Here is an 18,529-nt window from a genome sequence, read left to right as displayed (position 1 = left end):
TCATTCGCATGGGCACGCGCGGTTCGAAGCTCGCGCTCACCCAGACCGGGATCGTCGCCGACGCCCTGCGCGCCACCGGCGTCGAGGTCGAGATCGTCAAGGTGACCACGCCCGGCGACAAGTCGCTGGCGCCGATCGCGACGATCGGCGTCGGCGTGTTCACCTCCGCGCTGCGCGAAGCCCTGCTGCGCGGCGAGGTCGACGTCATCGTCCACTCGTACAAGGACCTGCCGACCGCGCCGGAACCCGGCATCACGCTGGCCGCCGTGCCGCCGCGCGAGGACCCGCGGGACGCGTTGATCGCGCGGGACGGGCTCACGCTGGGTGAGCTGCCGCCGGGTTCGAAGGTGGGTACGGGCGCGGCGCGGCGCACCGCGCAGCTGCACGCGCTGGGTCTCGGTTTGGAAATCGTGCCGATCCGCGGCAATATCGACACCCGCATGCGGAAGGTGACCGACGGCGAGCTCGATGCCGTGGTGCTGGCGCGTGCCGGACTGGCCAGGGTCGGACTGGTCGAGGTGATCACCGAGACCCTCGACCCGATCCAGATGCTGCCCGCGCCCGCCCAGGGCGCGCTGGCGGTGGAGTGCCGGACCGACGACGTGGACCTCGAGCAGCTGCTCCGGTCCACTCTGGACGACGAGGGCACGCGGGCCGCGGTGACGGCCGAGCGGGCCCTGCTGGCCGCGCTCGAGGCGGGGTGCAGCGCGCCGGTGGGCGCGCTCGCCGAGATCGTCGAAGATCTCGACGCCGAGGGCAAGGTCGTGGAACGCATCTCGCTGCGCGGCACCGCCGCCGCGGAAGGCGAGAACGGCGCGGTGGACATGGTCCGGGCCTCCGCGCTGGCCGACAAGGACCAGGCCGCCCAGCTGGGCAAGGACCTGGCCGCCGAGCTGCTGGACCTGGGCGCCGGAGTCCTGTCCGGCCCTGCTCGATAGCGCTCTCGCGAGCGCTTTTCCAAGGCGGTAGCTCTGAAAAGAGTGCTTCGAAAAGACATTTGTAGGAGACCTGCGGCCTGGCGATCGGGCACGGCCGCCGCAAGAGGAGAAACGCACAGATGACCCCCGCGCGAAAGACCACCGGGCGCGTCGCGTTCGTGGGCTCCGGCCCCGGCGACGCCGGCCTGCTCACGGTCCGTGCCCAGGAGCTGCTGACCAAGGCCGAGGTCGTGGTGACCGACCCCGACGTGCCGCAGGCCGTGCTGGCCATGGCCGCCGAAGGCGCCGAGGTCCGGCCCGCCGTCGGCGAGGCCGCCGAGGTCGCCAAGGACCTGACCACCGAGGCCAAGGCCGGCCGGCTGGTGCTGCGCCTGGTCGCGGGCGACCCGCTGACCACCCCGGCCGTGGTGGCCGAGGTCCAGGCGGTCGCGCGCACGAGCGCCGTGTTCGACGTCATCCCGGGGGTTTCCCCGGCCGCGGCCGTCCCGGCGTACGCGGGCGTCGCGCTGGGCGGCACGCACACCGAGGTCGACGTCCGCGGCGACGTCGACTGGGCGGCCCTGGCCGCCGCGCCCGGCCCGCTGGTGCTGCACGCGTCGTCGGCGCACCTGGCCGAGGCCGCGTCGGCGCTGACCGGCAACGGCGTCCCGGCGTCCACCCCGGTCGCGGTGACCGCGAACGGCACCATCAACACCCAGCGCACCCTCGACACGACGCTCGAGAAGCTGGCCAACGACGCCGGCGAGCTCGTCGGGCCGCTGATCGTCACGATCGGCCAGGCCGCCGGGCAGCGCTCGAAGCTGTCGTGGTGGGAGTCGCGGGCCCTGTACGGCTGGAAGGTCCTGGTGCCGCGCACCAAGGAGCAGGCCGGCGAGATGGCCGAGCGCCTGCGCGGCCACGGCGCGACGTCGCACGAGGTGCCGACCATCTCGGTCGAGCCGCCCCGCAGCCCGGCGCAGATGGAGCGCTCGGTCAAGGGCCTGGTCGACGGCCGCTACCAGTGGATCGTCTTCACCTCGACCAACGCGGTCCGTGCGGTGTGGGAGAAGTTCGAGGAGTTCGGGCTCGACGCGCGTGCGTTCTCCGGCGTGAAGATCGCCTGTGTGGGTGAATCGACGGCGGCGAAGGTGCGTTCGTTCGGCATCATCCCGGAGCTGATCCCGTCGGGTGAGCAGTCGTCCGAGGGGCTGCTGGCCGAGTTCCCGCCGTACGACGACGTGCTGGACCCGGTCGACCGCGTGCTGCTGCCGCGGGCGGACATCGCCACCGAGACGCTGTCGGCGGGCCTGCGCGAGCGCGGCTGGGAGATCGACGACGTGACGGCGTACCGCACGGTCCGGGCCGCCCCGCCGCCCGCCGAGACCCGCGAGATGATCAAGACCGGCGGCTTCGACGCGGTCTGCTTCACCTCGTCCTCGACCGTGCGGAACCTGGTCGGCATCGCCGGCAAGCCGCACACCCGCACGCTGGTCGCGTGCATCGGCCCGAAGACCGCCGAGACCGCGGTGGAGTTCGGGCTGCGGGTCGACGTCCAGCCGGAGAAGGCGGACGTCCCGCACCTGGTGGACGCCCTGGCCGAGCATGCCGCCCGGCTTCGCGCGGAAGGCGCCCTGCCGCCGCCGCGCAAGGCGAAGCGGGCCCGCCGCTCCTGAAGTCTCAAGCGCCCCAAGGCGGCCTTCGGTGCGTGTGACGCAACCAAGGCCGCCTTGGGGCGCTTTGGTCCGGGCGGGCTAGTGGGCACCCTTGCGGAACCCGGGCGATCAGCGCGGGAGTAACTTGGTAAGGGTGTTCCCCGAGCATCGTCCCCGCAGGCTTCGCACCACCCCGGCCATGCGCAGGCTGGTGGGCGAAACGACGCTGCGGCCACGCCAGCTGATCCTCCCGATGTTCGTCGCCGAAGGGATCGACGCGCCGCGGCCGATCTCGAGCATGCCCGGCGTCGTGCAGCACACCCGCGACACGCTGCGGAAGGCCGCCGTCGACGCGGTCAACGCCGGCGTCGGCGGCCTCATGCTGTTCGGCATCCCGGCGAAGCGGGACGCCGAGGGCTCCGGCGCGGTCGACGAGAAGGGCATCCTCAACGTCGCCCTGCGCGACCTGCGCCACGAGCTCGGTGACGCCACCGTGCTGATGGCCGACACGTGCCTCGACGAGTTCACCGACCACGGCCACTGCGGCGTCCTCGACGCCGACGGCGTGGTCGACAACGACGCCACCCTGAGCATCTACGCGCAGATGGCCGTCGCGCAGGTCGAAGCCGGGGCGCACGTGCTCGGGCCGTCCGGGATGATGGACGGCCAGATCGGCGTCATCCGCCGCGCGCTGGACGAGGTCGGGCACAAGGACGCGGCGATCCTCGCCTACTCCGCGAAGTACGCCAGCGCGTTCTACGGCCCCTTCCGCGAGGCCGTCGACTCGCAGCTCAAGGGCGACCGCAAGACCTACCAGCAGGACTCGGGCAACGGCCGCGAGGCGCTGCGCGAGATCGAGCTGGACCTCGCCGAGGGCGCGGACATGATCATGGTCAAGCCGGCGCTGTCCTACCTCGACGTGATCAAGGCGGCGGCCGACATCTCGCCGGTCCCGGTGGCGGCGTACAACATCTCGGGCGAGTACGCGATGGTCGAGGCCGCCGCGGCGAACGGCTGGCTCGAGCGCGAGCGGACCGTCCTCGAGGTGCTGACGTCGATCCGCCGCGCGGGCGCCGACCTGATCCTCACCTACTGGGCCGCGGAGGCCGCTGCCTGGCTGGACTGACCCGTTAGAGTCCACGCGTGGAAGACGAAGCGGACCTCACCGGTCTGACCGACGACGAACGGCGCAAGCTCGGCCGCTCACCCGATCCGGTGCTGCCCGGTGCGAAAGCCCCGAAGGCCAAGCCGCCGCGTCCGGTGGCAGTGTCGTTCTGGCTGTGGCTCGCCGGCGGGGTGCTCCTGGTCCTCGGGTACGTCCAGCTGATGGCGGGCAAGTCCGCGGTCATCGACCGGTACGTCAAGGGGACGACCGACCCGAAGATCTCGCCGCAGATGATCGCGGACGGCGTCACGGCGATGCTGTGGTTCCTCCTCGCCGGCTCGGTCGTGTTCACGCTGCTGTTCCTGCTCTTCGCGTACAAGGCCCGCGAAGGCACCCGCTCGGCCCGGACGGTGCTCACCGTGCTGCCGATCGTGATGGTGCTGCTGATCTTCACCTTCGCGCCGGTGCTCACGTACCTGACGCTCGTCGCGGTGCTGCTGTTCGTCATCGCGCTGGTGCTGCTGTACCTGCCTTCGGTGTCGGGTTACTTCCCCAAGGTCGGCAAGAAGCCGTGAGGCTTTACGCCGAGTCCGGCGTGAGCTGGGGCGCGATCGCCTGGGGCCCGGTGTTCGCGCTGGTGGGTGCGCTCGCGGAGCTCGTCACCGGCGGGCCGGTGCACGTCGTGGGCTGGTTGCTGGTCGGGGTCGGGCTGTGCGTCATCACGATGCCGTGGGTGTACGCGCGGCGCCGGTTCCTCTCGCTCGAGGTGACGACCGAGCAGCTGCGGCAGGGCCGGGAGAAGGTGCCGGCGGCGGAGATCGCGTCGGTGACGGACGTCGGAGCCCCGGTGGGTGCCCGGGTGCTCGGCGGCGGCTGGTCGGTACCGCGGAAGTACGACTCGCTGCCGGTCCGGCTGGCCGACGACACGGTGGCACTGGCGTGGGCGAAGGACATCGAGGCGCTGCGGGACGCGCTCGACCGGCTCGTCCGGGCGACGCCGCGGGAAGCATGAGAAAATCGGTTCCGTGATCGACCTTCCGCAGCCCACCGGGACCGAGCTCTGGCCGCCGGAAGAACCCGGCTCGCCCGCGCGGCTGCACAAACCGTGGCGGGGGCTCGTCGCCGCCCTGGAAGTCCTGCTCGCCGTGGCGGCCGGGTGGGCCGCCTACGCCTGCTGGCACAACAGCGTCGCCAGCGTCGTCACCCGGACCGACGACGGCGCCGTGCTGGAGTCGCACCGGTACTTCGGCGGGCTGCTCGCCGCCGCCATCGGACTGGGCACCGTGGCCGCGTTGCTGCTGGTCGACGCGGTGCGTCAGCTCTCGCTCGCGATCCGTGCGCGGAGTGCCAAGCCCCGCGCCTGATACACAGCTGGCGCACAGGTTACGAACAGTCAATTGCTAAGCACCGGCACCAAAGTTGCCGCATGACGCGCGTGCGTGCCTCGAAGGCATGGCTGATCAACGGAGCTCTGGTGGTAGTGCTGGCCGGGGCGGGATTCGGGATATACCAGGCATTCACCCCGGCACCGAGTTCGGCGCAGGCCCAGAGCCGCACGACCCCGGTCCGCCGGACCACGGTCACCGAAACCGTCTCCGCCGCCGGGACGCTGGCCAGCAGCTACACCGGCGCCGCGAACTTCGCGACGGCGGGCAAGGTCACCTCCATCGACGTCAAGGTCGGGGACGTGGTCAGCGCCGGGCAGAAGCTCGCCACCGTCGACGGCACCCAGGCGTCGAAGCAGCTGCAGGTCGCGAAGGCCAACCTCGCCGTCGCCCAAGACACCCTCGACACCGCGGAGACGGCCGAGAACACCCCGGCCACCGGGCCGAACGCCCAGAACGCCCAGACCAACGCGGCGAACAGCGTCACCTCCGCGCGGGCGAAGCTCGACCAGGCCCAGCTCGACGTCCAGACCGCACAGCAGGCCCTCGACAACACGGTGCTGTACGCGCCCGGCGCCGGCACGGTCACCGCGATCAACGGCGCCGTCGGGCAGCAGTCGTCCAGCGGCTCGTCCGCGGCGCAGTCGTCGAGCACCGGCAGCAGCGGCAGCGGCCAAGGCGGCCAGGCTTCGAACTCCGGCGCCGCGGCCTCGAGCAGCAGCAGTAGCAGCTCGGGGTTCATCACCATCACGAACCTGACCGGCCTGGTCGTCAACACCTCGGTCGCGGAGATCGACGTCAGCAAGGTCAAGGCGGGTCAGAAGGCCACGGTGACGCTCAACGCCCTGCCGGACAAGCCGATCCAGGCCACGGTATCGAGTGTCAACCTGACCCCGACCACGAGCGGCAGCGTCGTCTCCTACGGCGCCCAGCTGGCCCTGACCAGCCCGCCGGACGGGCTGCGGCCGGGCCAGTCGGCCAGCGTCGTGATCACCGTCGCCGAGGCGGACAACGCGCTGAGCGTGCCGGCCGCGGCGGTGCAAACCGCCGGTGGCACCAACCTGGTCACCCTGCAGGAGAACGGCCAGAACGTCACGCGCCAGGTGCAGGTCGGGCTGCGCGGCGAGGCCACCGTCCAGATCACCTCCGGGTTGTCCGAAGGCGACAACGTCGTGCTCACCGGCACGGCCACGACCGGCACCGGCGGCACCGGGCGCACGGGTGGTACCGGCGGCACCGGCGGGTTCCCCGGTACCGGGGGCACCGGTGGGTTCCCGGGCGGCGGTCAGCGCGGGACGGGCACCGGCGGCGGCTTCGGCGGGCGCGGATGAACCCGGTGATCGCGGTCTCCGGGCTGCGCAAGACCTACGGGGCCGGCGAGACGGCGGTGCACGCGCTGCGCGGCGTCGACCTCACCGTGTGGCCCGGTGAGTACGTCGCCATCATGGGCGCGTCCGGCTCGGGGAAGTCGACGCTGCTGAACATGCTGGGCTGCCTGGACGTCCCGACGTCCGGCCGGTACCTGCTCGACGGGTTCGGCGTCGGGAAGCTGAACGAGCGGCAACTGGCGCTGCTGCGCAACCGCAAGATCGGCTTCATCTTCCAGTCGTTCAACCTGGTGCCCCGGACATCGGCGCTGTCCAATGTGGAGCTTCCACTGGTCTACAGTGGACTACGGCGGGCCGAGCGCCGCCGCCGGGCGCTCGCCGCACTGGAAATGGTCGGGCTGTCCGACCGGGCCAAGCACCTGCCGAGCGAGCTCTCCGGCGGGCAGATCCAGCGCGTCGCGGTGGCGCGGGCGCTGGTCACCGGCCCGGCGATGCTGCTGGCCGACGAACCGACCGGCAACCTCGACCGGCGCAGCACCGAGGACGTCCTCGGCGTGTTCGACCGGCTCAACTCCCTCGGCCGGACCATCGTCGTCATCACGCACGAGGACGAGGTCGCCGAGCACGCGCACCGCGTGGTCCGGGTCGACGACGGGCTGATCGTGTCGGACGAAGTGACGCGCACGACCGGCACCGTCGGAGCGGTCTCGTGAACCTCCTCGAAATCCTGCGGTTCGCCGTCCGCGGCCTCACCGCGAACAAGCTGCGCTCGGCCCTCACCACGCTCGGCATCACCATCGGCGTCGCCGCGGTGATCCTGCTGGTCGCGGTGGGCAACGGCGCGTCGGCGGCCATCGCGGCGAGCATCCAGGGGCTCGGCACCAACGTCGTCAACGTCTCGCCGGCGCGCGGTGGCGGGCAGGGTGCGACGGCCCGGCCGCTGACCGTCCAGGACGCGCACGCGCTCGTCGACCCCGTCGGCGCCCCCGACGTCAAGGCCGCCTCGCCGGTGGTCAACACGACGGCGACCGCGACCTACGGGCAGACGTCCTACGACATCTCCAGCGTCGCCGGCACCGAACCGGCGTACTTCACCACGACCAACCGCGAGCTCGCACAGGGTCAGCTGTTCACCACCGAGGACGTCAGCACCGCGCGGAAGGTCGTCGTCCTCGGCCCGACCACGGCGGAGTCGATCTTCGGCACCGCCGACCCGGTCGGCAGGAACGTGCTGCTGAACAGCATCCAGTTCACCGTGATCGGCGTGCTGCAGGCCCGGGGCAGCACCGGCCTCCAGAACGCCGACGACGTCGCCATCGCGCCGATTTCGGCCGTCCAGAACTCCCTCGCCGGGTACGGCAACCTCAGCCAGATCGCCGTCCAGGCCACCAGCGCGGACTCCGTCTCGCTGGCCCAGTCGGAGATCACCGCGATCCTGAACGCCCGCCACGGCATCCGGCTCGGCGGGACGCCGGACTACCAGATCCAGAACTCCGAGCAGCTGCTCGCGACCCGGACGTCGGCGACCCAGACGTTCACCGTGCTGCTGGCCGCCGTCGCGGCGATCTCGCTGCTGGTCGGCGGGATCGGTGTCACCAACATCATGCTCGTCACGGTGACCGAGCGGATCCGCGAAATCGGCATCCGCAAGGCCATCGGCGCCCCGCGCTCGGCCATCCTCGGCCAGTTCCTCGCCGAAGCGACCATGCTCAGCCTGTTCGGCGGGCTGCTCGGCGTGGCGATCGGGCTGATCGGCAGCCGGTTCACCATTTCGGGGATCAAACCCGTCGTGGTGCCCTCCTCGATCCTGCTCGCCTTCGCGGTGTCCGCCCTGATCGGCTTGTTCTTCGGCAGCTTCCCGGCGAACCGGGCCGCCAAGCTGAGGCCCATCGACGCCCTGCGTCACGAATAAGGAGTTCCCGCATGTCCACCCACACGACGACCCCGCCGGGGGACGAGCCGACGGCGATCCTGCCCGCCGTGAAGCCGGCCGCGGAGCCGACTGCCGAGCAGATCGTCGCCAGCCCGGCCGTCGAGGGCGACCTCAACGCCGAGATGCGCCGCGCCGCGAAACCGTTCTCGCGCACCACGCTGGTGCTCGCCGGGCTCGTCGTGCTCGCGATCGCCTTCGGCGGCGGGGCCTGGACGCACGCCGCGTTCGGCTCCTCGACGCCGTCGGCACCCGGCCGCCAGGGCAGTGGCTTCGGCGGTGCCCAGGCGGGCGGGACCGGCCAGCAGGGCGGCACCGGCCAGCAGGGCGGCGGGTTCCGCGGGGGCCGCGGCCCCACGGGCACGGTCGACCACGTCGACGGCACCACGGTGTACGTGAAGACCGCGCAGGGCACCGACGTCAAGGTGTCCACATCGGACTCCACCACGGTCGGGGTCACCCAGCCGGGCAAGCTGGCGGATCTCGAGCCGGGCGCGACGGTCGTCGTCCAGGGCCAGGCGGGCAGCGACGGCACGGTGACCGCGCAGGCCATCACCCAGCAGGCCGGCCGCTAGTTGAGGACGACGATCGCGGTGTTGAGCGCCGTCGCGTAGAGGAGCCAGCCGAGGTAGGGCACCAGGAGCGCGGCGGCGGCCTTCGACCGGCGGCCGAACAGGGCGATCGTCACCACGACCACGACGTCGAGCAGCACGATGTCGGCCAGCGCGACCCTGGCCGCGCCGCTCTCGAAGAACAGCGGTGTCCAGAGCAGGTTGAACAGCAGGCCGATGCCGTAGGCGGCGAACCCGCGCGTTTCGCCGTCGGTCCGCCAGTACAGCCAGCCGGCCACCGCGATGGTGAGGTAGAGCACCGTCCACACCGGACCGAACAGCGACGGCGGCGGCGCCCACGACGGCTGCTCGAGCCGCGCGTAGACCTCCCGCGCCGACGTCGCGGCCAGCGCGCCGACCACGGCCACCACGGTGACGACGCCCACGAAGCCGGCCAGCACGACCCACTGGTTGCGGTGCGGGGCGCGTTCGGTCACCGGTTGTTCCCCTCCCGGGCGGCTGCCCGCCATCTTAGGCGGGTTTGGGACACTGAACAGGTGAGCACTGGAACCGAGCAGTCCAAGGCGTGGTTCGACCGCGCGAAGACGGCCATCCCGGGCGGGGTGAACTCGCCGGTGCGGGCGTTCAACTCGGTCGGCGGCACCCCGCGGTTCATGGTCCGCGGCGAGGGCCCGCACCTGTGGGACGCCGACGGCCACCGCTACGTCGACCTGGTGTCGTCGTGGGGCCCGATGATCCTGGGCCACGCGCACCCGGCGGTCGTCGAGGCGGCGCGCACGGCGGCGACGTCCGGGCTGTCGTTCGGCACGCCGACGATCGGCGAGGTGGAGCTGGCCGAGGAGATCATCGGCCGGGTCGAGCCGGTCGAGCAGGTCCGCCTCGTCAACTCCGGCACCGAGGCCACGATGAGCGCCATCCGGCTGGCCAGGGGGTTCACCGGCCGGACGAAGATCGTGAAGTTCGCCGGCTGTTACCACGGTCACGTCGACGCGTTGCTCGCCCAGGCAGGCTCCGGCGTCGCGACGCTCGGGCTGCCGACGTCGCCGGGCGTCACCGGCGCCCAGGCCGCGGACACGCTGGTGCTGCCCTACAACGACCTCGACGCCGTCCGGAAATCCTTTGTGGACAACCCGGGCGAGATCGCCGCGGTGATCACCGAAGCGGCGGCGGGCAACATGGGCGCGGTCGCGCCCGCCGACGGCTTCAACGCGGGGCTGCGCGAACTCGCCCACGAGCACGGCGCGCTGCTGGTCATGGACGAGGTGATGACCGGGTTCCGCGTCTCGCACGCGGGCTGGTTCGGCCTCGAAGGCGTGGCCGGCGACCTCTACACGTTCGGCAAGGTGATGTCCGGCGGGCTGCCGGCCGCGGCGTTCGGCGGCCGCGCCGACGTGATGGCCAAGCTCGCTCCGGGTGGCCCGGTCTACCAGGCCGGGACGCTGTCGGGGAACCCCGTCGCGGTGGCCACGGGCCTCGCGACGCTGCGCGCGGCCGACCACGCCGTGTACGCGGCGCTCGACGCCAACGCGAAGCGCCTCGGCAACCTGTTCCACGCGGCTCTGAGCGAAGCGGGGGTTGCGCACAACGTCCAGTACGCGGGCAACCTGGTCAGCGTGTTCTTCGGCGACGCGCCGGTCCGTGACTACGCCGGCGCGCAGGCGTCCGAAACGTGGCGCTACCCGGCGTTCTTCCACGCGCTGCTCGACGGAGGCGTGTACGGCCCGCCGAGCGCGTACGAGGCGTGGTTCGTCAACGCGGCGATGGACGACGAAGCGTTCTCGGTGATCGAAGCGGCGCTGCCCGCGGCGGCGCGCGCGGCGGCGGGGGCCGTTCAGTGACCACCGTCGTCCACATGCTGCGTCACGGCGAAGTGCACAACCCGTCGAAGATCCTGTACGGCCGCCTGCCCGGCTACCGGCTCTCCGAGCGCGGGCAGCGGCAGGCGCTGACGGTCGCCGAGGCCGTCGCGGGGCACGACCTCGTGCACGTCGTGGCGTCGCCGCTGCAGCGGGCGCAGGAGACGGCGGCCCCGATCGCGGCGGCCCACCGGCTCGACATCGCGACCGACGAAGGCCTGATCGAGGCGGGCAACCAGTTCGAAGGCCTGCACGTGGCGGTCGGCGACGGCGCGCTGCGGGAGCCGCAGCACTGGCCGAAGCTGGTGAACCCGTTCAAGCCGTCGTGGGGCGAGCCCTACATCGAGATCGCCCACCGGATGCTCGGCGCGGTCCACCGGGCGCGCGAAGCGGCGCTCGGCCACGAAGCGCTCTGCGTGTCGCACCAGCTGCCGATCTGGACGCTGCGGCGGTTCCTCGAGGGCAAGCGCCTCTGGCATGACCCGCGGCGCCGCCAGTGCTCCCTGGCGTCCCTGACGTCGCTGGTGTTCGAGGCCGACGAGCTGCGCGAGATCGTCTACAGCGAGCCAGCGGGCGCCACCGACCCGAAGGTGACCGGGGCATGAAACGGCTGGTCGCCGGCTTGGCCGCGGCGCTGGCCCTGGCCGGCTGCAGCGCGGGCAAGGACGCGGTGGTGCAGGGGAGCAGCTTCAGCTTCGTGTCCCCGGGCGGCAAGATCGACATCACGTACGAGGCGGCAGACCGCCAGACGGCCCCGGTCCTCGCGGGCGAGGACCTGATGAACGAGGGCAAGCAGCTGTCGCTGGCGGACTACGCGGGCAAGGCCGTGGTGCTCAACCTGTGGGGCCAGTGGTGCGGGCCGTGCCGGACCGAGGCGCCGGAGATGGAGTCGCTGGCGAAGCAGGGCGCGCAGGTGGTGGGCATCGACGTCCGCGACCCGGCGCGCGAGGTGGCCCAGGACTTCGTCCGCGACCGCGGGTTGACGTACCCGTCGATCTACGACCCGGACGGCCGGGTGCTGCTGAAGCTGAGCGGGTACCCGCGCAACATCATCCCGTCGACGATCGTGCTGGACAAGCAGCACCGCGTGGCGGCGGTGTTCCTGCGACCGGTGCTGGCCCAGGACGTGCTCCCGGTGACCCAGCGGCTGGCCGCCGAGGCCTGATCGGGGGTCGCATGGCGACCGAGGAAGTGCTGCAGGACAACCCGCACCGGCGGGTCGTCCGCGTCGGCGACACGGTCCGCCGTCCGGTGCACCCGTGGACACCCGCGGTCCACGCGCTGCTCCGGCACCTGGCGGAGGTCGGCTTCCCCGCCGCGCCCCGGGTGCTGGGCATCGACGACGAAGGCCGCGAAGTGCTGAGCTACCTGCCGGGCGAGTCCGGCCCGGACGGCTGGGCCAAGGTCGTCGGCGACGCCGGCCTGACCGCGTTCGCGCGGCTCCTGCGTGACTACCACGACGCGGTGGCCGGCTTCCGGCCGCCGGCGGACCTCGCGTGGTTCACCGGCGCGACCGCCATCGGCGACGACGAGGTGATCTGCCACGGCGACTTCGGCCCGTGGAACACCGTCTGGCGCGGCGACCGGCCGGTGGGGATCCTCGACTGGGACTACGCCCGCCCGGGCGCCCGGCTCCACGACGTCGCCTACGCGCTGGAGTACGTCGCACCGTTCCGGGACGACACCGAATGCCGCCGCAGCCTCCGTCATCCGGCACCGCCCGACCGGCGCCGCCGGCTGGAGCTGGTCGCGGCGGCCTACGGCCTCTCGTCCACGACGGGACTGGTCGACGCGGTGCTCGACGTCGAGCGGACCGGGGCGGCGGAGGTCCGGCGGGCGGCGGAGCGGGGTGATCAGCCGCAGGCCGGGTGGGTGGCGGAGGGCTACCTCGACGAGCTGGCGGCCCGGTGCGAGTGGAGCCGGACGCACCGGCACCTGTTCGAATGACTCGCCGGCTCGAGCGGCCTGGGAGGGCGGGCAGCGCGAGGGCGGTGTCGTGGATCAGGAGCGGTGGGCTGGATTGGCTGGGCTGGTCCCGATCGGCGCGGGCAGCACGCGGACGGCGTCGTGGACTGAAGCGGCGAGGCCGGATTGGCTGGGCTGATTCCGGTCGGTCCGGGCAGCGCAAGGACGGTGTCGCGGATCAAAACCGGTGAGGCCGGCTCGGGCGCCCGGGCAGCTGAGGGCGGTGTCGTGGATCAGAGCCGGTAAGCCGGATTGGCCGAGCTGATTCGGTCGGTCCGGGCAGCGCGAGGACGGCGTCGTGGATCAAAGCGACGAGGCGGATCCGCCAGGCGTATCCGGTCGACCCGGGCAGCGGCGCCCGCCCTTCCCTTGGGGGAGCCGCCCCGGTCCAGTCTATCGGCGGGACACGACAGAACCCGCGAATCGCGGGCCGGACGACCCAGCTGTCCACAACCTGGCCACGCTGTGGAAGAACCTGCACCCACCCGTCGACCCGCGCCCGGCAAACCGCCCGAATGCCGGCGGCACCAGCGGGACCAAGGTCCTGAAGTGCTGTGACCGAGGTCCTGTGAGGCGGCCCCGGCGTTCTCACCAGGACCTCACTGCCTACCCTCAACGGAGTGAACTCCGTGACCGAGCTGGCGATCTCCGGACCGCTGCTGCTCGCGGCCGGGGTTGCGCTGCTGGCCGGGGCCATCTCCTTCGCCTCGCCGTGCGTCGTGCCGCTCGTTCCCGGCTACCTCGCCTACCTCGCCGCGCTCGTCGGGGCCGATGCGCCCGCCGTCCGGGCCGGTGAAGAGCGCAAGAATGGCCGGTGGGCCGTCGTCGGGGCCGCTCTGCTCTTCGTCCTCGGGTTCACCGTCGTCTTCGTCGCCACGCTCGGGACGCTCGTCTGGCTGACCGCGACCCTCACCCTCAACCAGGACCTCCTGCAGCGCATCGGCGGCGTCCTCACCATCGCCATGGCGCTCGTCTTCCTCGGCTGGATCCCCGGCCTGCAGCGCGAGGTGCGCTCGCACCACGTCCCGCGCGGCGGGATCTGGGGCGCGCCGCTGCTCGGGGCCGTCTTCGGCCTCGGCTGGACGCCGTGCATCGGGCCGACGCTGTCCGCCGTCACCACCCTGGCCAGCGCCACCGGCGGGGCCGCGGCGCGCGGGTACCTGCTGATCGCCGTCTACTGCCTCGGGCTCGGGCTGCCGTTCCTGCTCATCGCGCTCGGCGCCCGGTGGGCCGTGCGGGCCACCGACTGGGTGCGCCGGCACGGGCGGCAGGTGCAGATCTTCGGCGGGGTCCTGCTGATGATCGTCGGGATCCTGCTGGTCACCGGCGTGTGGGGCGACCTGATGGGCTGGCTCCGCAACGAACTCGCGGTCAACCTGGAGCTGCCGCTGTGACGACCACGGAAGCGCCCCCGAAGGCACCGCAGGGCCCGACGCCCGCGAGGCGCACCATCGCCTTCCTCCGCAACACCTGGCGCGGCCTGACGTCGATGCGCACCGCGCTCGTCCTGCTCTTCCTGCTCGCGCTGGCCGCCCTGCCCGGCGCGCTGCTGCCGCAGCGGAAGCTGAACGCCCCCAAGGTCGACGAGTACATCACCGCCCACGGGTGGTGGGGGACGCTGCTCGACAAGCTCGAGTTCTACGACGTCTACTCCAGCATCTGGTTCTCGGCCATCTACCTGCTGCTGATGGTCTCGCTCGTCGGCTGCCTCACCCCGCGCAGCTTCGAGTACGCCAAGGCGATGCGCGCCAAGCCGGTGCTGACCCCGCGCAACCTGGCCCGGATGCCGCACTACCGGCTCGGCCGGGGCAAGACCGACGTCACCGCCGAGATCGCCGCCGTCCACCAGCAACTCTCCGGCTGGCGCCGCGTCGAGCGCGAAGAAGCCGATGGCGTCCGCACCATCTCGGCCGAACGCGGCTTCCTGCGCGAGACCGGCAACCTGCTCTTCCACTTCAGCATGCTCGGCCTGATCGTGTTCTTCGCCCTCGGCAAGCTCTACGGCTACGAGGGCCAGGTCATCGTCCAGGCCGACGGCAGCACCTTCTGCAACGCCGGCATCTACAACTACGACTCCTTCAACGCGGGCCTGCGCGTCGACGGCACCGACCTCGACCCGTTCTGCGTCAAGGTCAACGACTTCACCGCGCGCTACACCGAGTCCGGCCAGCCGGACTACTACCACTCGAACATCGAGTACCAGTCGGGCGCGGACCTGGACACGAACACCTGGCGGCCGTACGGCCTCGAGGTCAACTCGCCGCTGCGCACCGCCGGCGATCGCGTCTACCTGCTCGGGCACGGCTACTCGCCGAAGTTCACGGTGACCTTCCCGGACGGGTCCCAGCGCACCCAGGACACCCAGTGGCGCACGGTCGACCCGACCACGATGCTCGCCGAGGGCGCGACCAAGTTCGACCAGCCCGGCATCACCGACGAGGTCCAGCGGCGGACCCGGCAGCTGGCCGTCACCGGCCTGTTCGCGCCGACCGCGTTCCTGCACGGCAGCGTCCTGACGTCGTCGGCGCCGGAGGCCAAGGACCCCGCGGTGGCCGTCGACGTCCTGCGCGGTGACCTCGGCCTCGACGCCGGGCGCGGCCAATCCGTGTTCCAGGTCGACCAGTCGCTCGTCGACGACGGCAGGCTGAAGAAGGTCGCCCGCCAGAACCTGGAGGTGGGCCAGGAGATCAAGCTCGACGACGGCACGAAGGTCCGCTTCGACGGCGTCGGGCAGTGGGTCTCCCTGCAGGTTTCCCACGACCCCACCCAGGGGTTCGTGCTCGGTTTCGCCATCACGATGTTCCTCGGCCTCGGCGCTTCCCTGCTGGTCAAGCGCCGACGGCTGTGGGTGCGGGTGAAACCGGGGACCGCGGACGACCCGGGTACCGTGATCGAGGTCGCCGGGCTGGCCCGCACGGACCAGGCCGGGTACGGCGAAGAGTTCCACCGGGTCAGCGAACGCCTGATCAGTGGGCAGAAGGGCTGAGGCATGCCGATCAACGAGACGCTGTCGACCTACAGCGACTGGCTGTACACCACCGCCGCGGCGATCTACGTCGTCGCGCTGATGTTCACCCTGATCGAGCAGGGCTTCGGCGCGAAGGGACGGCTCGCCACCGAGCGCGCCAAGCTGCGGGCCCGCGAGCTCGTCGGCGCCGGCGGGCCGCCGGTCGAGGACGTGCCGGCCGCGCAGCGCGAGGTCGGCCGCCCCGAGCGGATCGGCCGGATGGGTGCGTCGCTGCTCGTGCTCGGCGCGCTGCTGCAGCTGTCGGCGATCGTGCTGCGCGGGCTCGCCGTGCACCGCGCGCCCTGGGGCAACATGTACGAGTACGGCATGGCCGTCACCTTCATCACGGTGCTGACCTGGCTGATCGTCATGTCGAAGTTCCCGGTCCGGCACCTCACCGGCTTCCTGCTGCTGCCCGTCGTCATCCTGATGTTCATCAACGGCACGCTGCTGTACACGACCGCGGCGCCGGTGCAGCCCGCGCTGCAGTCGTACTGGCTGGTCATCCACGTCTCGGCGGCCATCATCGGGTCCGGCGTCTTCCTGGTGCCGGGCGTCGCGAGCGTGCTGTACCTGTTCCGCGCGGCCCACGAAAAGGACGCCACGAAGTTCGCCCGCTTCGCCTCGAAGCTGCCCGCGGCTGACGTCCTCGACCGGATCGCCTACCGGACGACCATCTTCGCCTTCCCGGTGTTCACCTTCGGCGTCCTCTGCGGCGCGGTGTGGGCCGAGTCGGCGTGGGGCCGGTTCTGGGGCTGGGACCCCAAGGAGACCGTCGCGTTCATCGCCTGGGTGGTCTACGCGGCCTACCTGCACTCGCGGGCGACGGCGGGCTGGCGCGGCGCCCGGGCCGCGGCCATCAACATCGTCGGGTTCGCCGCGATCGTCTTCAACCTCTTCTTCGTGAACCTCGTCACCGCGGGCCTGCACTCCTACGCCGGGGTGGGCTGAGCACCCCGCGCGAACGCCGACTACCGTCGACACCGGGGGACCGAGTGTCAGGCGGAGCGCGTGGAGGTTTTCACCGGTGACCGGACCCAGCGAAGAATCGGCTCCTGGCCACCGCGAACAGGCTGACCCGGCCGTCGCCGCGCCGCAGCCGGGCCTGTTCGCCGACGATCGGACGGACTCGCACCCGCACCCCGAGGCGTCGGGGGCGTTCGACGTGCAGCCGACGCAGGCCGTGGCGCCGCCGCCCAACCCGGCGGTGTCCGGCCCGCACCAGGTGCCCAACCCGGCGGTGTCCGGCCCGCACCAGGTGCCCAACCCGGCGGTGTCCGGGCCGCATCAAGTGCCGAACCCGGCGGCGTCGGGGCCGCATCAGGTGCCCAACCCGGCGGTGTCCGGCCCGCACCAGGTGCCGAACCCGGCCGTGTCCGGGCCGCACCAGATGCCGTACGGCTACGACCAGAACCTGCCGCCGCTGCAGCCGCAGTACGGCGACCCGGCGCAGCAGTACCAGGCGCACGCCCAGTACCCGCAGCAGCCGTCCGGGCTGCCGCAGCCCCAGGGCGGTCGGCACGCGGCCCCGCAGCCGGGGCACGGCCACGACCTCTCGACCGCCCACCTGGTCAAGCAGACCCGGCGGCCCCCGCAGTCCGGCTGGCGCAAGGCGCTCTACGTCGGCACCGGGAAGCTGGTCAACCCGGGGGAGAGCCCGGCGGACACCCGCCGCCGCGAGCTGATCGCGCGGGTCAACCAGCCGCTGCGCGGGTGCTACAAGATCGCGATGCTGTCGCTCAAGGGCGGCGTCGGCAAGACCACGGTGACGACGACGCTGGGCTCGACGTTCGCGTCCCTGCGCGGCGACCGCGTCGTCGCCGTCGACGCCAACCCCGACCGCGGCACGCTGTCGCAGAAGATCCCGCTGGAGACCACCGCGACCGTGCGCCACCTGCTGCGTGATGCCGCGCGCATCACGCGGTACAGCGACGTCCGGTCGTACACGTCCCAGGGCTCGAGCCGGCTGGAAATCCTGGCCAGCGAGCAGGACCCGGCCGTGTCGGAGGCCTTCTCGGAGGACGACTACCGGCGCACGGTCAACCTGCTGGAGCACTTCTACAACATCGTGCTCACCGACTGCGGGACCGGCCTGATGCACTCGGCGATGAAGGGCGTCCTGGACGGCGCGGACGCGCTGGTCGTGGTCTCCTCCGGCTCGGTCGACGGCGCCCGCAGCGCCTCGGCGACGCTGGACTGGCTCGAGGCCCACGGCTACGGCGAGCTGGTCAAGCGCTCGGTCGCGGTGATCAACTCGGTGCGGCCCAAGGGCGGCTCGGTCGATCTCGACAAGCTCTCGGCGCACTTCGGCGCGAAGGTCCGGGCGGTCTGCAAGGTGCCGTTCGACCCGCACCTGGAGGAAGGCGCGGAGATCGAGCTGGACCGCCTGTCCGGCGACACCCGCCTGGCCCTGCTGGAACTGGCGGCCACGGTCGCCGACGGCTTCGCCACCCCGCTCTCGCAGGGCTACCGCTGACCCGAACCCGCGTGATCGAAGCCGTAACCCGCGTGATCAGGCCCGTGACTCGCGTGATCAGGGACGTAACTCGCGTGATCGGGGCCGGAACTCGCGAGTTACGGTTCCGATCACGCGAGTCACGGCCTGAATCACGCGAGTCACGGGCCCGGTCACGGTGGTGACGGGCCGGATCACGCGGGTTCCGGGTCCGGTGAAGGTAAAGGGCGGCCTAGGGCCTGTATCGAAGTGGGTCAGAGCCATTCGTTGATGGCGGCGATGTGGATGGTGGCTTCGTAGCGGGCGGCGAGTTTGTCATAGCGGGTGGCCACCCCGCGGTGGCGTTTGAGGCGGTTG

19 protein-coding genes are annotated in these 18,529 nt (G+C 71.9%); 18 read left to right on the top strand and 1 reads right to left on the bottom strand.

What is annotated here, in order from left to right:
- The first annotated feature begins 8 nt into the window (after positions 1-8).
- The 10 genes from hemC to ACLJPY_RS05985 all read left to right on the top strand — a co-directional run bounded on the left by hemC (position 9) and on the right by ACLJPY_RS05985 (position 8,892).
- Positions 9-938, top strand: a complete 930-nt coding sequence (gene hemC / locus ACLJPY_RS06030) for a hydroxymethylbilane synthase (RefSeq protein WP_410587599.1) — start codon at positions 9-11, stop codon at positions 936-938.
- A gap of 119 nt (positions 939-1,057) precedes the next feature.
- Entirely contained in the window at positions 1,058-2,590 is a 1,533-nt protein-coding gene (locus ACLJPY_RS06025) for a uroporphyrinogen-III synthase (RefSeq protein ID WP_410587031.1), read from the top strand.
- A 133-nt stretch (positions 2,591-2,723) separates the two neighbouring features.
- Positions 2,724-3,695 carry a porphobilinogen synthase gene (hemB, locus tag ACLJPY_RS06020; RefSeq protein ID WP_410587030.1) on the top strand — a complete coding sequence of 324 codons (972 nt, stop codon included), beginning with the start codon at positions 2,724-2,726 and terminating at the stop codon, positions 3,693-3,695.
- Between the two features lie 17 nt (positions 3,696-3,712).
- Entirely contained in the window at positions 3,713-4,249 is a 537-nt protein-coding gene (locus ACLJPY_RS06015; RefSeq protein WP_410587029.1) for a hypothetical protein, read from the top strand.
- Positions 4,246-4,686, top strand: a complete 441-nt coding sequence (locus tag ACLJPY_RS06010) for a hypothetical protein (RefSeq protein ID WP_410587028.1) — start codon at positions 4,246-4,248, stop codon at positions 4,684-4,686. The genes ACLJPY_RS06015 and ACLJPY_RS06010 overlap by 4 nt, the downstream gene beginning before the upstream one ends.
- 13 nt (positions 4,687-4,699) lie before the next feature.
- On the top strand, positions 4,700-5,038 hold the full coding sequence (locus ACLJPY_RS06005) for a hypothetical protein (RefSeq protein ID WP_410587027.1): 339 nt from the start codon (positions 4,700-4,702) through the stop codon (positions 5,036-5,038).
- Positions 5,039-5,100: 62 nt separating this feature from the next.
- A complete protein-coding gene (locus tag ACLJPY_RS06000; protein WP_410587026.1) occupies positions 5,101-6,390 on the top strand; it encodes an efflux RND transporter periplasmic adaptor subunit in 1,290 nt (429 codons plus the stop codon).
- Positions 6,387-7,100 (top strand): ABC transporter ATP-binding protein, encoded by a 714-nt coding sequence (locus ACLJPY_RS05995; RefSeq protein WP_410587025.1) that lies wholly within the window; start codon positions 6,387-6,389, stop codon positions 7,098-7,100. Before ACLJPY_RS06000 ends, ACLJPY_RS05995 begins: the two co-directional genes overlap by 4 nt.
- Positions 7,097-8,299 (top strand): ABC transporter permease, encoded by a 1,203-nt coding sequence (locus ACLJPY_RS05990; protein ID WP_410587024.1) that lies wholly within the window; start codon positions 7,097-7,099, stop codon positions 8,297-8,299. Before ACLJPY_RS05995 ends, ACLJPY_RS05990 begins: the two co-directional genes overlap by 4 nt.
- Before the next feature lie 11 nt (positions 8,300-8,310).
- Complete coding sequence (locus ACLJPY_RS05985; RefSeq protein WP_410587023.1) at positions 8,311-8,892, top strand: hypothetical protein; 582 nt, start codon at positions 8,311-8,313, stop codon at positions 8,890-8,892.
- On the opposite strand, the gene ACLJPY_RS05980 is transcribed toward ACLJPY_RS05985, so the two are convergent.
- The gene (locus tag ACLJPY_RS05980) at positions 8,889-9,365 is read right to left on the bottom strand and encodes a TspO/MBR family protein (RefSeq protein ID WP_410587022.1); all 477 of its coding nucleotides are present in this window, start codon (positions 9,363-9,365) and stop codon (positions 8,889-8,891) included. The genes ACLJPY_RS05985 and ACLJPY_RS05980 overlap by 4 nt on opposite strands.
- Positions 9,366-9,425: 60 nt before the next feature.
- Here ACLJPY_RS05980 and hemL point away from each other — a divergent pair, with 60 nt between their 5' ends.
- The 8 genes from hemL (at position 9,426) to ACLJPY_RS05940 (ending at position 18,193) form a co-directional block, all read left to right on the top strand.
- Positions 9,426-10,727 carry a glutamate-1-semialdehyde 2,1-aminomutase gene (gene hemL / locus ACLJPY_RS05975; RefSeq protein ID WP_410587021.1) on the top strand — a complete coding sequence of 434 codons (1,302 nt, stop codon included), beginning with the start codon at positions 9,426-9,428 and terminating at the stop codon, positions 10,725-10,727.
- Positions 10,724-11,350 carry a histidine phosphatase family protein gene (locus ACLJPY_RS05970; protein WP_410587020.1) on the top strand — a complete coding sequence of 209 codons (627 nt, stop codon included), beginning with the start codon at positions 10,724-10,726 and terminating at the stop codon, positions 11,348-11,350. The genes hemL and ACLJPY_RS05970 overlap by 4 nt, the downstream gene beginning before the upstream one ends.
- A complete protein-coding gene (locus tag ACLJPY_RS05965; RefSeq protein ID WP_410587019.1) occupies positions 11,347-11,910 on the top strand; it encodes a TlpA family protein disulfide reductase in 564 nt (187 codons plus the stop codon). Before ACLJPY_RS05970 ends, ACLJPY_RS05965 begins: the two co-directional genes overlap by 4 nt.
- 11 nt (positions 11,911-11,921) lie before the next feature.
- Positions 11,922-12,692: an aminoglycoside phosphotransferase family protein gene (locus tag ACLJPY_RS05960; protein ID WP_410587018.1), complete on the top strand. Its 771-nt coding sequence runs from the start codon at positions 11,922-11,924 to the stop codon at positions 12,690-12,692.
- Positions 12,693-13,330: 638 nt separating this feature from the next.
- Positions 13,331-14,104 carry a cytochrome c biogenesis CcdA family protein gene (locus ACLJPY_RS05955; RefSeq protein WP_410587017.1) on the top strand — a complete coding sequence of 258 codons (774 nt, stop codon included), beginning with the start codon at positions 13,331-13,333 and terminating at the stop codon, positions 14,102-14,104.
- Positions 14,101-15,696 carry a cytochrome c biogenesis protein ResB gene (locus ACLJPY_RS05950; RefSeq protein ID WP_410587016.1) on the top strand — a complete coding sequence of 532 codons (1,596 nt, stop codon included), beginning with the start codon at positions 14,101-14,103 and terminating at the stop codon, positions 15,694-15,696. The genes ACLJPY_RS05955 and ACLJPY_RS05950 overlap by 4 nt, the downstream gene beginning before the upstream one ends.
- Before the next feature lie 3 nt (positions 15,697-15,699).
- The gene (gene ccsB / locus ACLJPY_RS05945; protein WP_410587015.1) at positions 15,700-16,668 is read left to right on the top strand and encodes a c-type cytochrome biogenesis protein CcsB; all 969 of its coding nucleotides are present in this window, start codon (positions 15,700-15,702) and stop codon (positions 16,666-16,668) included.
- Between the two features lie 76 nt (positions 16,669-16,744).
- Positions 16,745-18,193 (top strand): AAA family ATPase, encoded by a 1,449-nt coding sequence (locus ACLJPY_RS05940; RefSeq protein ID WP_410587014.1) that lies wholly within the window; start codon positions 16,745-16,747, stop codon positions 18,191-18,193.
- Positions 18,194-18,529: the final 336 nt, after the last annotated feature.

The sequence above is a fragment of the Amycolatopsis sp. lyj-23 genome (assembly GCF_046549135.1).
GTDB lineage: Bacteria > Actinomycetota > Actinomycetes > Mycobacteriales > Pseudonocardiaceae > Amycolatopsis.
The sequence above is the reverse complement of the archived record's forward strand: the minus strand, read 5'-3'. Positions and strand labels throughout refer to the sequence as shown.

Excerpts from the sequence above, each read along its gene's own strand:
- hemC (WP_410587599.1), top strand. The coding sequence starts at position 9 with ATGGGCACGCGCGGTTCGAAGCTCGCGCTCACCCAGACCGGGATCGTC.
- ACLJPY_RS06025 (WP_410587031.1), top strand. The coding sequence starts at position 1,058 with ATGACCCCCGCGCGAAAGACCACCGGGCGCGTCGCGTTCGTGGGCTCC.
- ACLJPY_RS06000 (WP_410587026.1), top strand. The coding sequence starts at position 5,101 with ATGACGCGCGTGCGTGCCTCGAAGGCATGGCTGATCAACGGAGCTCTG.
- ACLJPY_RS05995 (WP_410587025.1), top strand. The coding sequence starts at position 6,387 with ATGAACCCGGTGATCGCGGTCTCCGGGCTGCGCAAGACCTACGGGGCC.
- ACLJPY_RS05985 (WP_410587023.1), top strand. The coding sequence starts at position 8,311 with ATGTCCACCCACACGACGACCCCGCCGGGGGACGAGCCGACGGCGATC.
- ACLJPY_RS05965 (WP_410587019.1), top strand. The coding sequence starts at position 11,347 with ATGAAACGGCTGGTCGCCGGCTTGGCCGCGGCGCTGGCCCTGGCCGGC.
- ACLJPY_RS05960 (WP_410587018.1), top strand. The coding sequence starts at position 11,922 with ATGGCGACCGAGGAAGTGCTGCAGGACAACCCGCACCGGCGGGTCGTC.
- ccsB (WP_410587015.1), top strand. The coding sequence starts at position 15,700 with ATGCCGATCAACGAGACGCTGTCGACCTACAGCGACTGGCTGTACACC.